Source organism: Bifidobacterium sp. WK012_4_13, from assembly GCF_041080835.1.
Taxonomy (GTDB): domain Bacteria; phylum Actinomycetota; class Actinomycetes; order Actinomycetales; family Bifidobacteriaceae; genus Bombiscardovia; species Bombiscardovia fermentum.
Genome location: NZ_CP129683.1, coordinates 1,633,580 through 1,649,597 on the forward strand (window position 1 = coordinate 1,633,580; position 16,018 = coordinate 1,649,597).

The 16,018-nt window shown below is 56.7% G+C and carries 11 protein-coding genes; 8 read left to right on the forward strand and 3 right to left on the reverse strand.

Annotation, left to right across the window (positions count from 1 at the left end):
* Positions 1–67 precede the first annotated feature (67 nt).
* Positions 68–1,495, forward strand: a complete 1,428-nt coding sequence (locus tag QN062_RS06580) for a SpaH/EbpB family LPXTG-anchored major pilin (RefSeq protein WP_369341036.1) — start codon at positions 68–70, stop codon at positions 1,493–1,495.
* A 268-nt stretch (positions 1,496–1,763) separates the two neighbouring features.
* Entirely contained in the window at positions 1,764–2,726 is a 963-nt protein-coding gene (locus QN062_RS06585) for a class C sortase (protein ID WP_369341037.1), read from the forward strand.
* Here QN062_RS06585 and QN062_RS06590 read toward each other — a convergent pair.
* Complete coding sequence (locus QN062_RS06590) at positions 2,721–2,960, reverse strand: metal-sensitive transcriptional regulator (protein WP_369342567.1); 240 nt, start codon at positions 2,958–2,960, stop codon at positions 2,721–2,723. The two genes, QN062_RS06585 and QN062_RS06590, sit on opposite strands and share 6 nt — an antisense overlap.
* A 382-nt stretch (positions 2,961–3,342) precedes the next feature.
* Between QN062_RS06590 and QN062_RS06595 the strand changes: the two genes are divergently transcribed.
* Positions 3,343–6,171 carry a heavy metal translocating P-type ATPase gene (locus QN062_RS06595; RefSeq protein WP_369341038.1) on the forward strand — a complete coding sequence of 943 codons (2,829 nt, stop codon included), beginning with the start codon at positions 3,343–3,345 and terminating at the stop codon, positions 6,169–6,171.
* 194 nt (positions 6,172–6,365) lie between these two features.
* Here the strand turns inward: QN062_RS06595 and QN062_RS06600 are convergent, their stop codons facing one another.
* Positions 6,366–9,122 carry a phosphoenolpyruvate carboxylase gene (locus QN062_RS06600; protein ID WP_369341039.1) on the reverse strand — a complete coding sequence of 919 codons (2,757 nt, stop codon included), beginning with the start codon at positions 9,120–9,122 and terminating at the stop codon, positions 6,366–6,368.
* 285 nt (positions 9,123–9,407) lie between these two features.
* On the opposite strand from QN062_RS06600, the gene QN062_RS06605 reads away from it, so the two are divergent.
* Positions 9,408–11,015 carry a threonine/serine exporter ThrE family protein gene (locus QN062_RS06605; RefSeq protein WP_369341040.1) on the forward strand — a complete coding sequence of 536 codons (1,608 nt, stop codon included), beginning with the start codon at positions 9,408–9,410 and terminating at the stop codon, positions 11,013–11,015.
* Positions 11,016–11,052: 37 nt separating this feature from the next.
* Here the strand turns inward: QN062_RS06605 and QN062_RS06610 are convergent, their stop codons facing one another.
* Positions 11,053–11,769 carry a GntR family transcriptional regulator gene (locus QN062_RS06610; RefSeq protein WP_369341041.1) on the reverse strand — a complete coding sequence of 239 codons (717 nt, stop codon included), beginning with the start codon at positions 11,767–11,769 and terminating at the stop codon, positions 11,053–11,055.
* Positions 11,770–12,340: 571 nt separating this feature from the next.
* Here QN062_RS06610 and QN062_RS06615 point away from each other — a divergent pair.
* The 4 genes from QN062_RS06615 (at position 12,341) to QN062_RS06630 (ending at position 16,018) form a co-directional block, all read left to right on the forward strand.
* On the forward strand, positions 12,341–13,732 hold the full coding sequence (locus QN062_RS06615; RefSeq protein ID WP_369341042.1) for an amidase: 1,392 nt from the start codon (positions 12,341–12,343) through the stop codon (positions 13,730–13,732).
* The gene (locus tag QN062_RS06620; protein ID WP_369341043.1) at positions 13,722–14,672 is read left to right on the forward strand and encodes a hypothetical protein; all 951 of its coding nucleotides are present in this window, start codon (positions 13,722–13,724) and stop codon (positions 14,670–14,672) included. The genes QN062_RS06615 and QN062_RS06620 overlap by 11 nt, the downstream gene beginning before the upstream one ends.
* 2 nt (positions 14,673–14,674) lie before the next feature.
* On the forward strand, positions 14,675–15,640 hold the full coding sequence (locus tag QN062_RS06625) for a phosphotransferase (RefSeq protein WP_369341044.1): 966 nt from the start codon (positions 14,675–14,677) through the stop codon (positions 15,638–15,640).
* Positions 15,641–15,742: 102 nt separating this feature from the next.
* Positions 15,743–16,018 carry a hypothetical protein gene (locus tag QN062_RS06630; RefSeq protein WP_369341045.1) on the forward strand — a complete coding sequence of 92 codons (276 nt, stop codon included), beginning with the start codon at positions 15,743–15,745 and terminating at the stop codon, positions 16,016–16,018.

Below are 16,018 nucleotides of genomic sequence, written 5' to 3' on the forward strand. Positions count from 1 at the left end.
TGTGCGTCGTTGCCATTGAGGGGGTCTTCGGCGCATTGGGGAAGTACTTGTTCAATAAGGGGAAATCATGAAGCACCATTTACAAATCGGCGTGGCAAAGTCGTTCGCTGTTTCATTGCTGTGCGTGGCGGTCGGAGCTTTCGGCTTCGTCTCAACGGCACAGGCGACCGAGGCCAATGTCGGCAACATCAATCCGTCTGCAAAGGGAACGGTCACGATACACAAATACAGCGAATCGAGCAAGAAGGGTTCGGCGGCCTCGGGTCATGAGGATTCCAGTCAGGTTCCGGATGGCGCCAAACCACTGGCGGATGTCGTGTTCACGGCCTATCCGATCACTGGCATCGATCTGACGACCAATGCGGGATGGGATGCTGCGGCGACGCTGACACCGGGATCCTTCACGGTCGACACGGCTGCAAAGACGCTTTCCAAGGGTTCATCCACCTATGATCTGGGTACGGGCATCGCCCTTCCTGAAACCGATGACAACGGAGTCGCGACGTCTCCACTGCTGAGTCTTGGGGCATACGTGTTCGTCGAAACGGTTACGGATGGCAGCAACGTCGTCAGCTCCCAGCCTTTCGTGGTGACCGTTCCTCTTCCTGATTCGGATGGTTCATGGAATTACGGCATTCATGTCTATCCAAAGAATTCGATCACCTCTCTTGGCAAAGATGTCAACGATGCCAATGCATATAAGGTCGGAGACACCATTGCCTGGCCAATCAAGCTCAGTCTCCCATATCTGCCAGCGGGCAAGACCTACGATACCGTCGAGGTCTATGACACCTTGGATGCGGCATTGACCTATTCCGGCGTGACGGTGGTCCAGGGGAGCACGACATTCGTGCCAGTCACCGATTACGCAGTCACCCAGGCGGGTCAGAAGGTGACGGTGGCCTTCACTGCGGTGGGCAGAGCCAAGCTGGTGCAGGGTTCGGACGTCACCATCACACTTTCGACCACGGTCAACGAATCCCTCGAGGCCGATGCGGACGGCATCATCTATAACCAGGCATTCGCAAACGTGAACGATGCCAAGAACGTTCCTTCGAACAAGCCGCACAGCGATTGGGGATGGCTCGCGCTTGAGAAGTATGCCGAAGGCAAGAGCGAGAAGTCTCTTGCCGGTGCGAAGTTCGATGTCAGGAACGCCTCTGGCGCGGTCGTCACGACGCTCACCACCGATGATGAGGGGAATGCAGGCCCAATCGCTCTCAAGGCGGGCAATTACACGCTCGTCGAAACAGCGGCGCCGGCAGGCTATGAGCTGAGTTCCGATCAGATTCCTGTGACCATCGCAGCCGGTGGCAAGAGCGAGGCGAAAGTGCTGAAGATAGTGAACAAGCAGAAGACACCGGTCGAGCTTCCTCTCAGCGGTGGAACGGGGACGCTGATCTTCACCGTAGCGGGTCTTTCGCTGATTGGAGTCGCTACCGGTCTCACTATTCGTTCACGCAGAAGAGTCGCACAGGCAGATTCGCTGAACTGAAGAGCGTAGCGGACGGACAGGTCGAGGCGGCATGACCTGTTGAACTTCATCGCGCTGAAACTCCCAAACTCAGCGCGATGACCTGAAATGGCGAATCGGGAAGTTAACGCTATTCTTCTCGATTCGCCTCTTACATGCGTGCACCGCCGATATGTGTGCCGTCGCAACAGAATCCGGGCACTGGCAACACGGACTGGCTGTACGGACTGATTGGCTGTGCAGACTGATTTGCTGTGCAACGCTCTCCAAAACACTTTCAGGGAGGGACATGCTTCCTCAATTCTCAGAGATCATAGGGTCCGGGCAGCGGACCAGGCCAAGTCTGCCTGTGCGTGTCATGCAAAGCAGATTGTGGAACGTTGTGCTTGCGATGCTTGTGCTGATCGGTGCGGCAATCGCTCTGTATCCGTCTGGCGCGGACTGGTTCTCGACCATATCGCACTCGCGGACGCTGCAGGTGTATCAGAGCGCCGTGCAGTCGAAGAACGATGCGGAGCAGCTCCGGGACCTGCGGCTTGCGACGCGATACAACGAATCCCTTGGGCCGAACACCGTACTCGATCCCTTCGCCGGGACTTCTGAAGGTGGCTCAGATGGGAATGCCGTCAGTGAGACCGGCGACTCATCCTCGGCCAGACAGTATGACAGCCTGCTCAATCCGGCGGGCGATGGGGTGATGGCAACGATCGTCGTTCCGAAGATCGGCCTTGATCTGCCGATCTATCATGGGACGACCGAGGAGACCCTCGCAAGGGGCATCGGCCATCTGTATGGCACATCCTTGCCTGTCGGAGGCAAGGGAACCCATGCCGTGCTCACGGGACACAATGGATATGCGCTATCGCAGCTGTTCTCAAATATCCATAAGCTCGTGAAGGGAGATACCTTTCAGATTCATGTCGAAGGTGAGACGCTGACATATCGGGTCGATCAGATACAGATTGTCGAGCCAGACGATATGTCGAGCCTTCAGAGAGTAAGCGGGAAAGACTACGTCACGCTTGTGACCTGCACTCCCACCGGAGTGAATTCACATAGGCTGCTTGTCCGGGGAGTTCGGGTCGATACCTCTGGCGTCGCAAACGCAAGCCTGAACGAGAATCTTTCTGCCGACAGGGTTGTCATTCCATTCCCATGGTGGGCGGTCTGGCTCGGTTCCGCCCTGACAGCCGCCGTGTGGATAGTTGCCGGACCGACCATCACGGTTCCTGCCCGTCACAGAAGGCTATGATCGCACGAGCCGCGCAATGGCCTCGCTCGCCTCTCGCACCTTCGCATCGGCCTCATCGCCGCCATGGCCTATCGCGCTGCGTACGCAATGGTCGAGGTGACTGTCCAGCAGCTCGATGGCCACGGCCTTGAGAGCCTTGTCGGAGGCGGCGATCTGCGTGAGTACATCGATGCAATAGGTCTCGTCCTCGATCATTCGTGTTATTGCCCGAACCTGCCCCTCGATTCGTTTCATGCGTGCCACGACGCGGGCCTTCTCCTTCACATAGCCAACGGAGAGCTGCCCGTCATGAGATCCCGTCGGTGAGGGGTGCGCAGACTGTGGCTGCTGTGACATATGCGACCTCGGTGGCTTCATCGGCTGATCCCTCGTCGTTGTTGCCTGACTGCCCCGCCTGGGGCCTTCGTGTTCGCCGTCCAGGTCATTCCGCATCGTATCCATTGTCGCGCCCCAATCCGCAAGCCGATTGATTCCGTCGCACCGAACACCGGTCGGGTGTTGTACGCCACGAGAACATTCCAGTGTTGATTATACCCCCTGGGGGTATAATCGACAGCAATGTTCGTCCAGAGAGGGACAGGGCAGTGGATATGGCGTTGAAAGAGGCGAGGGACATATGGCAATTGCAGTTGCGTTGATTGTGGCGACGGTACTGACGGCTGGTGTGGCAGGCTACTTCTTTGCGCCGAAGCATGCGAAGGCAGCCTCGGACGAGGGGGACGTTCAGCTTGCCAGGATTGAGGTCAAAGGCGGGTATTCGCCCTCAAACATTGCGGTCAAGGCAGGCAAGCCCATACGATTGCTGTTCGACCGGAAGGAATCGGGCGAATGCTCGTCGCACGTGGTTTTCTCTGATCTGGGCATAGATCTTGCCCTGCCTGCGTATTCAACGACGACCTTGGACATTCCCGCACTCCCCGAAGGCGACTACCCATTCGCATGTGGCATGAACATGCTGCATGGCATGCTCCAGGTTCGTGGCGGTGGAGTCAGCGGATCCTCTTCGGACTCTGCCTCGGATTCGGGCCTGGAAGAAGCTTCTCGGGCACACCCCGGAATTGGCGCACCTCGCGGAATCGAAGCCGATGCGGCGGACGGCGACCAAGCGATTGACCAGGACGATGAAAGCCATGCAAGGGAAATCAAGCAACTCTGGATCAGACTCATCATAGGTGTGGTCTTCACGCTTCCGATATTCATCGCAGCGATGCTTCATCCGTTCCTGGGACATATGATTCCAGCGTTTCTGATGAATCCCTGGGTGCAGCTCGTCCTGACGCTCCCCGTGATGTCCTTCTCCGGCTGGCCGGTGCATCGTACGGGCTGGCTTGCCATCGCGCACCGTTCGGCGGAGATGAATTCACTGGTCGCGCTCGGAACCGCAACGGCCTTCATCTATAGCGTGATCGTGACCATCGATCCGACGATCGTTCCCTTGGGTTCCCGCGAACCGTATTTCGAAGCGGTCGGAACGATCATCACCTTGATGATTCTTGGACAGCTCCTCGAGGCCAAGGCGCGTGCAGGAACCGGTGACGCGATCAGGAAACTGATTGATCTGCGTCCTTCGACTGCACGTGTCGTTCGTGGTTCTGAAGGTGAAGGCGAGCGTATCGAGACGTTGCCGGTCAAGGAGGTGGTTGCCGGTGACATCATTGCGATTCGTCCTGGGGAGAAGCTGCCCGTCGACGGGCTGGTGCTCTCTGGTGAGAGCAGCGTCGATGAATCGATGATCACTGGGGAGTCGATGCCAGTGAGGAAGCGAAGAGGCGACGATGTCGTCGGAGCCACCGTGAATGTCAATGGTTCCTTGCGCTACAGGGCGACCAAGCTTGGCAAGGATTCGGTGCTTTCGCACATCGTCTCTCTCGTGCGAAGCGCTCAGGCTTCGAAGGCGCCCATTCAGCGCCTCGCAGACCGTATCGCCAAATACTTCGTGCCGGCGGTGATGATCATCGCCATTTGGACATTCGTCATATGGTGGATTTTCGGACCTGCCCCGCAGGCCGTTCATGGCATCGTCGCAGCGGTTTCCGTGCTGGTCATTGCGTGTCCTTGTGCATTGGGGATTGCAACGCCGCTGTCAGTCACGATAGGAACGGGAAAGGGTGCCCAGGCGGGAGTCCTGATACGGTCGGCCACAGCACTCGAATCCCTGCATGCCATGAAAGTGCTCATCCTTGACAAGACCGGAACGATAACCGAGGGAAAGCCCACGGTGACCGATATCTGGCCCAGGGATCTGGATGACGATTCGCTTGCGTTGATCGCAGCGGCGGAACAGAATTCGGAACATCCTCTGGCGCATGCAATCGTTGAGACGGCGCGTCGGCGCTCTGTGCCCATGCTGCAGTCAGAGGGCTTCAATGCGGTTGCGGGCCAAGGGGTAAGCGCTTCGGTAGGCGGGCACACCGTCGTCGTAGGGAATCTGACGATGTTGAAGAATCAACGCGTCAACGTTGCCGAAGATGCACCCTCTGCGCTGATGGGACAGGCAGAGGAGTGGGCCTCGCATGGAAAGACACCCGTCGCAGCCGCAGTCGACGGCAGGTTGGTGGCAGTCATGGCAGTTGCGGATGCCGTCAAGGACGATTCCAGATATGCCGTGCAGGAGTTGAAGAAACGCGGAATTGAAATCTATATGATTACCGGAGACAGCAGAGGGACGGCAGAGACCATAGCGAGACAGGTCGGCATCGAACACGTCATCGCCGGGGTTCCGCCCGAAGGCAAGGCCGCAAAGATCGTGGAACTGCAACGCGATGCGACGGTTGTCGGCATGGTCGGAGACGGCATAAACGACGCACCCGCCCTTGCACAGGCCAATATCGGCATCGCAATCGGTACGGGAACCGACATAGCGATCGAGTCTTCGGATGTCACGCTGATGTCTGGAAAACTGACCAGTGTGGTGACGGCGATCGACCTGTCTCGGGCAACGATGCGAAACATTCGCGAGAATCTGGGGTTCGCCTTCGGATACAACACTCTCGGCATACCCATCGGTGCGGGCGTTCTGTTCCCCTTCACCGGTTTGCTTCTGAACCCAATGATCGCAGGGGCCGCGATGGCATTCTCCTCGCTTTCGGTTGTCATCAACGCGAATCGACTTCGTTCGTTCTCGTGGCACGGACAGGCGCGGGCGACAGATACCGAAGGCGTTTCCCTGCCCTTCGAGGATTCCCGGCGAGGCGACTCAGACGAGGAGCCGACGGATAAGAATTTCCCAACAATGCAGAACAACAGCAAAGGAGACAGCATCATGTCTGATTCACAGAGTTCACAGAAGGATTCGTCGACGTTGAAAGACCCAGTATGCGGAATGACCGTCAACATTCAGGATGCGGCGGCCACTAGGACCGTCGATGGCAAGCAATACGCGTTCTGCAGCGCACACTGCGCGGCGGAATTCGATGGTGATACCCAGAAATACACGAAGGCATGAGATGCGTGCCTTCTGAAGCAGGAACCTGATCTCAAGGCCGTCTCGGAGCTGCTGCCGTGAAAGGTGCGGTGCGCTGAAAACAGACGCACAGGGATCAGAGCCATGCATGGAAGATCCATTGAGCGGGTATGGAAGGGCCTCCCACAATCCATAGATTGTGGGAGGCCCTTCCATACCGAATCACAGGCTTGGAATCATCCAGTGTTCTGAAGGCCTGCGGCGACACCCGAAACCGTGCAGAGAATCAGATAGATGAAGTCTGCCTGCTGGCTCTTGCTCAGTTCTTCCTTGTCGTTGCGGCGGCGCAGCGTGCGCAGCGCGCGAACCTGTGTCACTGACAGCGCGTCGACATATGGGGAGCGGATTCTGATCGCCTGACCAAGCACATGACGATGCTGCAATGGCCATTGATCCCCAACGATGAGAAGGACCCATTTGCGGGTGAGCTCCATCTCGTGAAGAACCTTTTCATTCAGATCCTCGCGATCGCCCAAGGCAAGGTACATCTTTGCGATGCGTTCGTCGGTCTTCGCGATGGACATTTCGATGTTGTCAATGAAGGTGCTGAAAAGAGGCCACTCCTCATATGCCTTCCGCATCGTGTCGATGTCGTTGAGCTGCTCGCACGCCGTTCCAAGCCCATACCATGCAGCAAGGTTGATGCGCGCCTGAGCCCATGAGAACACCCATGGAATCGTTCGCAGGTCATCCAGGGACTTTGCTCCGAGGCCTCGCTTCGCTGGGCGTGAGCCGATCGGAAGCAGACCAACCTCATTCAGCGGCGTCACGATGGAGAACCATGGCGTGAAGTCCGGAGTATGCAGCAGATCGAGGAAACGCTCGTGCGATGCATCGTTGAGCGCGGAAGCCATATCGGCATATTTCTCGGTCATCTCCGTGTTGCGCTTTTCGACGCTTGGAGAAGACTGCAGCAAAGTCGCAGCCGCGACCGATTCGATATGGCGGATTGCGAGAACGGGGTTGCCATAGCGGGCGAAGATTACCTCGCCTTGCTCGGTGAGCTTGAAACGGCAGTTGACGGAGCCGACAGGCTGAGCCAGGACCGCTCGGTTCGCAGGGCCGCCGCCACGACCGACGGCACCGCCACGACCGTGGAAGAGCGTCAGATCAATGTCGTGGCTCCTCGCCCACTTGGCGATGCGTTCCTGAGCGGAATGCAGTGCAAGGGTCGCGGATGTAGGGCCAGCATCCTTGGATGAGTCCGAGTATCCAAGCATGACTTCCATCTTGTTTCCGGTGGCCTTCAGCCGTGCCTGGACCTCGGGAATCTTGATGATTTCCTCAAGGGTGTCGACGCTGTTCTGAAGATCTTCGAGCTGCTCGAACAGCGGAATCACATCGATGGTCGGAACGTCTTCTGGATGCGCGAAAGCGAGACGGTTCAGCTCGAACACATCCTTGACGTGCTGGGCTGACTTCGTGAACGAAATGATGTATCGTCTGGCGGCCTTGATGCCATTGCGCTTCTGAATCGAACCGAGTGCACGGAAGGTGTCGAGCACCTCATGCGTCATCGGCTGGAGCTCACCGCGTTCGCCATGCAGCCCATGCTCGCGAATGTCCTCGAGCGCGCGGGCGTGAACGACAGAATGCTGACGGAATTCCATCTCTACGAGATGGAAGCCGAAGGTCTGTGCCTGCCATATGAGTTCCTGCAAGGGGCCGTAGGCATGCCGCGTTGCTCCTGCGTCTGCGAGCGAGCGCTGCACGATCTTGAGATCTGCGATGAAGTCCTCGCAGCTGTGGTACATCAGGTCCGCATCACGATTGATGGACTCATGCAGACGGTCTGCGATAACCAGCATCACCGCACGATGTGTTTCATGCCGAGAGATCAGCGCTGCCTTTTCGGTGAGGCGCTCGCTCATCTCCTTCTGGTGATTCCACAGGTTGAGCAGTTCGGTGCTTGAAGGAGTGGTTTCACTTTCAACAGTGAGGTTGCGACCGACCGTACGCGTCGACTCTTCAAGCTTGGCGATGACATGATCGGTGAATTTTCGAGAGACCTGACGGCTGATCTTGGCCGTGACGTTTGGATTGCCATCGCGATCTGAACCTATCCAGCTGCCTGGATGGAAGAATGCGGGGCATACCGGTGGAACGGTGCCCGCCTTCTTACCCAGAACCCAGTCATCAAAGCGGCGATAGACCTTGGGAATGGTATCGAACAAGGTGTTGTCGAAGATATCGATGATCGTGTCGGCTTCCTGAACAGGTGTCGGCTTCTTCAAAGCGATGGGAGACGTGCGGAACAAGGCATCGATTTCGTTGCACAGACGGCGTTCGTTCTCTTCCAGATCGGAACCGCCAAGCGTTGGGCGAATCTCAAGAAGCTCGGCGATGCGACGAATCTTGCCCTCGACCGCCTTGCGTCGTGCTTCTGTCGGATGCGCGGTGAAGACTGGATGGAATTCCAACTTGTCAAGCAATTCAGCTGCCTTCGCCGGACCCATTTCGTCAATGAGCTGGTGGTATGCGCCAGTCATTTCATTGACGGGATCGACCGCTGAGCTGATGTCCACGTTCATCTCACGCTGATGCAGCGCTGCGACGCGGTAGTTCTCCTCGCACAGATTGGCGAGATGGAAGTATGTCGTGAATGCTCGCGCGAGCATCTGAGAATCATGCATCGGGGTCTCATCGATGAGGGCCACTGACTTTGCAAGGCCATCCTCATCTGGATGCGGATCAACGAGAATGTCGCTGAAATGCTCCGCACTCGCCTCGACTGCATCCTGCCTGAGAGCATCGAATTTCTCGAGAAGCTCGGGATTGAATTCACCAAGCACGACGCGAAGAAGTCGCAGGCACAGATCCATATCGCGCTTGAGTGTTGTTGGAAGATCACGCTCTTCGGGGCCTTTGGTGCCCGTCCCGGATGTCACTATCGCGGCATCCGCAGCAGTAATCTGTTGATTGTTATCTGTCATCAGACCTCCTGGTCCAAATTTCCGGTTGCCTGGTCTTTTCGTCTTTCGCAGCTCCTCTGCGATTTTGGTGCGAAACGTTGCAGGCCCACAGCCATCCATCTGGTGGTTACGGGAATTATTCTATGCCCATTTGTTTCATTTTCGTGTCATGCAAGCTGAAAATCATGCATGTATCCTCATTTTTCATGCGCATGGACCGGGTTGATTGCCCTTGAATGGGGATAATGGAAGATGCAGGTGAAATGCACGCCGTGGAGTACAAATAGAAATGTGAGTTTCGGATCAATGTTTATAAAAGGGCGTAAGGAAGCCAAAAACCTGCGCGATACAGAGCGCGAGGCAGAGGACAAGGTATCTGGTTTCCACAGCCATGCGCTGCCTTTGGACATGGAAGACATCATCAGGGACTTCGACACGCCAGTTACCGAGGCGGGTCTTGCTGCCAAGACGAGTCTGATCGTCCGCGTGGGCATGCTCGACCTTGGCGCGGGAACAGGGAGCTTCCGCGTCCGGGAGATGATGCACCGCATCGCATTTCCGCTCGGCGTACATGTCCGTTCCGACGTGAACCTCACCGATATCGAAGCTACCTGCACCGATGGCAAGGAACGCATGACAGAGGTCGTCGATCTGCCGACGACCGGTGTCAATACCGAAAGGATATGGCTTCTCGAACATTTTGCCGATTGGTTCAGCGTGCGCTGCGGACTCACCAGCATCTACCATCATGAGCCCACCCTGTCGACCGAGCTGGTCGATACCCTTGGCACGCACGAGTCTGAGGGCTCCGCGCTCAGGGCCGTGAAGACAAGAAGGAAGAGGCTCGCAGCCAAGCTCCCGACCGGCGACTATGCGAAGCACTTCGAGCATCATCAGCCCGATTCCCTCGCGCATGGCATGAAACCCATAACGGTGCGCGAGGCGCATGCAAGGCTCGATACGATCGAACGCCGTCACCCGCTCTATTCTCCGCAATTCGCAGGTCTGGCATCGGCCGTCGCATGCGCATCCTTCGTGTTCCTGCTCGGAGGCGGACCGATTGACATGCTTGGTGCGTTCATCGGCGCGGGAGTGGGGCACTACATTCGAAGGCTGCTGCTTGCCAGGCACATCAATCAGTTCTTCGTGACCTTCGTCGTGGTTGCCATAGCGGCGCTCGCCTGCGTGGGGACCTTGCGGTTCTTTGGCATCTTCTATCCTTCGGCGTTGGAACACGATACGGCATATATTGGCGCGACCTTGTTCGTCATCCCCGGATTCCCGCTTGTCACCGGAGGTCTGGATATCGCCAAGATCGACTATCCGTCGGGCATCCAGCGTCTCACCTATGCACTCTCGATAATTCTGATGGCCACCTTTGCAGGCTGGGCGGTGGCCAGGATCGTGATGCTCAACCCTCAGGGCTTTGCACCCTTGGGATTGAACGACTGGACGAATGGCCTGCTGCGATTCGCGATGGCGTTTGGCGGTGTATGGGGCTTCTCGGTCATGTTCAATTCGCCGCAGCGCATGGCTCTGACGGCCGCCAGCATCGGTGCGATAACCGATACGCTGCGTTTGGAGATTCAGGATCTCTTCGGAGTGCCGCCAGAGGCTGCAGCCTTCGTCGGTGCCTTCATCGCGGGCATTCTTGCCTCGTTCTGGCGTAGTGCGGTGAGACGGGGGTGGCTGCCGCCACATCTGGGTTACCCTCGCATCTGCCTTACGGTTCCCTCGATAGTGATCATGGTTCCGGGACTCTATATGTATCGTGCGATGTTCTATCTCGGGCAGTTCAATACGCTTCATGCCCTCGATTGGGGGTTCAGGGCCTTCATGGTTATCCTGTGCCTGCCCGTTGGACTCGCAATGGCTCGAGTCATCACGGACCGCTCATGGCGATACGACAAATAGCTCGGCAACAGTCCAACGAAGAAAAGCGTGTGCGAGGTCACCGGGTCTCTGACGCTGGCTGATGCGAATCGACCCGTGGCTTGTCCCTGAGCATCGACAGCCTCACGAATTCGTTCGAATGCAGGGTGAACCGCACTTTCGAGGCGACGTATAGATCGACCGAATGCTCGACGATCCTATTATGCGTGTCAGTCGCCGAGCGCAGAACGCGCACCAGCGGGGTTCCTTCTGGCTGATTCAGGAGATTGGCTGTTTCGAAGGTAGCCTCGGCGACCTCGAACGTCTCTTGGACCGTCTTTATCGCGACGCAATAGATCCTGGTCAGAACCGAATACAGCGAAGGGGCAACGTCCTTGGTGAGCAGCTGAGGGAAGAGGTCGGCGGGCACGATGCTCTGTTCAAGGGAGAACGGACTGCCATCCATGTCGCGTAGCCTGCTGATTCGATAGATGGAGGTCCCATCCGGCAACAGCAGATGGCGTCTGTCGGCCTCGCTCGGAGCCGACAGGCTGGCGCTGAGGACTTTGCTTTCAATGCGGTGGCCCTGTCTTCTTGCCATGTCGCGCAGACTGTCAGGGGTGTCGATATGCCGCACCAGCTTATTGTCTGAGACGACTATTCCGCCGCCTCGGCCGATGAGCCGGACGATCTCGTGCGTCTCCTCCAGCCTGCTCAATGCGTTGCGCAGAGTGGATCTGTTGACCTGAAGGGACTGTGCAAGGGCGCGTTCGGTTCCAACTTTCTCCCCTGGCAATAAGCGTTTCTGCCGAACTATGGTACGTATGCGTCGAATAAGATCATCCGTTGTCGAGTGATTCGATGTTGCGCTATTCACATGCCCACCTCCATTCACACTTGTATCAAATCTCATGTCATGTTGAGTAACGAATGTGTGTGTGGGGTCAACTCTCGGGGAATGTGCGATCTTCGATGGTCGTCTTCGCATGTCGCATACGCGCACGCATGGGCTGTCGGCTCATATGAACGTGCACCGTATCAAGAGTCGAAAAGTAACGCCGGTGTTAAGACCATCCCCACAGTATTAATGGTTTTGGCCCAAGATGTCACATGATTCCTGACAATCGTTGCAATTCCAATGAATTTCGCTGTCTGCACCCAGAGAAAACCCGTGTTTCGAACGACCCTTTAATACAAGTAACCCACAACTTACCGCGATGTTACAGACACCCGAGGAAGCACAGCCCAGCACACCCCATAATGGAATCCAAGCGGGGCGGGCTCATTCGAAAATACACACGGCTGCCCGGCGCATCACATGTTTCTTAAGGGAATCATTCGTTACATATCGCATCAATGGGAGCGTCATGGTTTTTGGCATATCGCAATTCAGATCCGCATACTGCAAAGGGGAACTGACTCCGGCGCAGGCAATTGCCACGCAGCTGGAGTATGCGCGGTCGGTCGCTGCTTCGGTGAACGCGATCAGCGTCTTCAGCGACAGTGCCGTCCAAGAGGCAGAGATGAGCACGAGACGATACATGTCACACAATCCGATTGGTCCTCTCGACGGCGTTCCTGTGGTGGTTAAAGACAGCTATTGCGTGGAAGGCATGCCACGCTGGCATGGAAGTGCGATTCATGATGGCGATCCCGTGTCTGCAAGCTCGTCCGAGCCTGTTATGCGCTTGCGCCAAGCGGGCGCAATAATCATTGCAAAAACCACCATGCCAGATATGGGCATGCTTGGCAGCGGCATCAGCTCGCAGTTCGGCATCGTTAGAAATCCCTGGGACACTTCAAAGAGTCCCGGGGGGTCAAGTGCGGGCACCGGCGCTGCATTGGCAGCGGGTCTGGCAGCCTTTGGATTGGGAACGGACATCGCAGGTTCAGTCAGGTTGCCGGCCGGTCATTGCGGCCTTGCTGCCATAAAGCCCACTCAAGGCCGCATTGCATATTCACCGGCAAGCACCATGCGTTCGGCAGGTGTTATGGGACGCAGTGTGAGCGATGTGATCGAAGGGCTGTCGGTCATTGGCAGGGAAGCGTCAACGGATCCCATGTGCCTTCCAGGAGCGTTCTCGCCGACGAGCATCGAAAGCGTGTTCCAAAGAATGCCCACGGTCGGTCTCCTGCTTGATATGGGCTATGGCCTGCAGGTCCAGTCCAGCGTCCGTCAGGCAGTCGAAGATGCGGCCAGAAGGCTTACGGATGCAGGATTCATCGTTGAGCCAATGTCGCTGGGATTGACGGATGCGGATTTCGCCGATGCCGATCGCGTTTTCAAGGCACACGCGGCAAGCGAGGTGCGCGCTTCTCGCCATCCTGACCGTGTTGTCGAACATGTCAAGACATGGCTGCAGGACGCTCAGAAGATCAGCATGATGGATTATGACGATGCGCTCGCCGGTCTGCTGAACACGGTTCGTCGGATAGAGCATGCCACAAGGCAATGCGACTTCCTCATCAGCCCGGTTATCCCCGTACCTGGTTTCAGTGCGGACAGTCCCGGACCGGGGGACGAGCAACGGCTGCTGCGGCATACGCAATTCACCGCGTGGTTCAACCAGACCGGACAGCCCGCTGCGGTCTACCGAGAATGCCATGACGAGACTTCCGGGTTGCCGATCGGCGTCCAGATCATTGGGAGACGATTCGATGATGCGGGAGTTCTGGCGGTGACCCAATACCTGGAGCAGACTCGCTCCAAAGTTCCTGAATACCCAGTGCTGCAAGGAGGGCCACAATATGCCAATTGATACCGGGAACACGCAGGTCTCACTTTCCTCCGAGGACCAGTGGAGATGGGGCGATGTCAAGGAGACCGACATAACCCCGAGCTGGGTAGGAGGGGATGGCATCTTCACAGAAGGCGTCGATGCGAATGATGACCCTGTGCTGCGCCGCGTCTTTACGAAGGAAAGCCGTCCATATGCCTCGCCCTTCAACGTCATAGCAGCGATGATGAAGGCAGCCGGTGAGATCTCGGTCGCGCCTGAAGTCGTGACGGTTGCAGATGAGACGATTGTCATGAGGCGGATGCCTGAGCATTGGAGAAACGCCAAGCTCGACGAGCTGAGGGATCCATACATTCTTTGGGCGGTGCTCGAACAGCATCGTCGCGTGCACGAAATCACGGTAGACAAGGTTCTGTCGATGTCCCACAGAAGCATCCTTGACGATGTCTCTTCCATGAGGGATCGATGCGTCGCGTCTTCAGTGCCTCTGCCTCATGGGATAGATCACATTCTCAAAGATCTGGAGCCCTTCATTGCACGAGTGGACGGTCTGAGGGAGCCTTGCGTTCCCTGCCATGGAGATGGTGCGGCCTCCAACGTGCTGATCGACACTCAGACGGAGCAGGATGCACCGAATGCTCCGTTGCTCACCGGATGGACGGTAAGCGGGGTCATGGATCCACTTGAGGAAGCGGGATCCGTGCTTTCTGAAGTGGGGCAGTTCTGTGGGAATCAGTCAAGTCTCGTGACAGGTCTTGGACTGGATGCCGAATGCCTCAGACCTGCGCAGGCGTTTTCGATCATCAATGACGTGTATTGGTCGCTCATTGGGCTGTGGCGCAGCGCAACGTCGGAGAATGCGGCCGTGGATTTCGCAAAATATGGACTATGGCGACTGGTGAAGGCGCGGAATCAATTGTGCACTCCCATCGGACCAGGCAAGTGGCTGAAGGAGCTGTGAGCATGAAAAGTGAGATAGCCGAAGATTCCATGGCGCATGGGGGCCGACTGCTGCATCCTCGCCATGTCGAAATTCCGGATCAGGTGATGGAAGCCATCGATGGCATCGAAATGTGGGAATCGCAGACCCTGTTTGCCAAGCCGATGAGCGGGGGTCTCAACAATGAGAACTGGTATGTCAGAGATGGTTCGGACACTGCATATTTCTTGAAGGTGCCAGGCTCCGGCACTGGATTCATTGACCGATCGGCCGGTGATGCAGGCACGTTGCGGGCCTCGGATCTTGGAATCGGACCAGCAGTCTATGCCTTCGACCCCGATTCCGGTGTGGAAATCACGCAATTCCTGGAGGGCTATGACACCTGCACGACGACGAGTCTGAGAACCGCCGAGCAGGGTCTGCAGGCGATGCAGATCTATCGAAGGCTCCATGGAAGCGCCACCTTTGACCACACGAATACGCTTTTTGACCAGATAGACCAGCATCTTCAACAGATGAGAGAGCTGCGCATCGCCGTTCCATCCTGGGTCGTCGACCTTGTCGATGAGTACAAGGATGTGAAGCGTCGGTTCATCGCTTCGGGACTGCACATCGTCCCGTGCCATAACGATCCGATGCCGGGCAATTTCCTCGTGAAGCAAGGAACGATGAAGATCATTGATTTCGAGTTCTGCGGAAACAATGAGGAAAGCTGCGAGCTGGGGCTCTTCCTCACCGAGATGTTCTATGACGAGGAGGATGCGATGCCTCTGCTCGAGGAATATTTCGGCACGGTATCCAAGCAGGCGTTGAGCCGCGTTCAGGCTTCACGGGTCATAGGCGATATCAAGTGGGGGATGTGGGGCATCATCACATCCGTCGTCAGGGATGCGCGCTTTGACTATTGGAAGTATGGCATTTGGAAGCTTATGCGTGCATATACCTATCTGCACGAATTGTCTTGGACTGAAGTGAAAGACGGCATATAGGACGGTTCCGCCCTGTCTGCCTGGCTCGGTTCAATCCTGCAGCCATTCGCACCAAATGACTGCCCTGCACCACACACATCAGCTATTGAAGGAGAAGAAGAGATGAAAGACATCATCAGATCTGTTTCGGCCCGCACAAAAAACATCATCTTTGGCGTGCTGTATGCGATTCTTGTGCTCATTGCAATTTTCCCGCCTCTTTATTTGGCGGGCAGTGGGCAAGGGACCTTGTTCCTAGGGGCGCCTCTATCCATCTGGTATTGGCTCGGAGACTTCATCGTCCTTGTCGCGGTCATGTTCGGCTTCTACGCAGTGGAAAACATCCGAGGTGAAGTCGATCCGGAAAACAATCCTCAAACCCTCACAGAAGGTGAATGA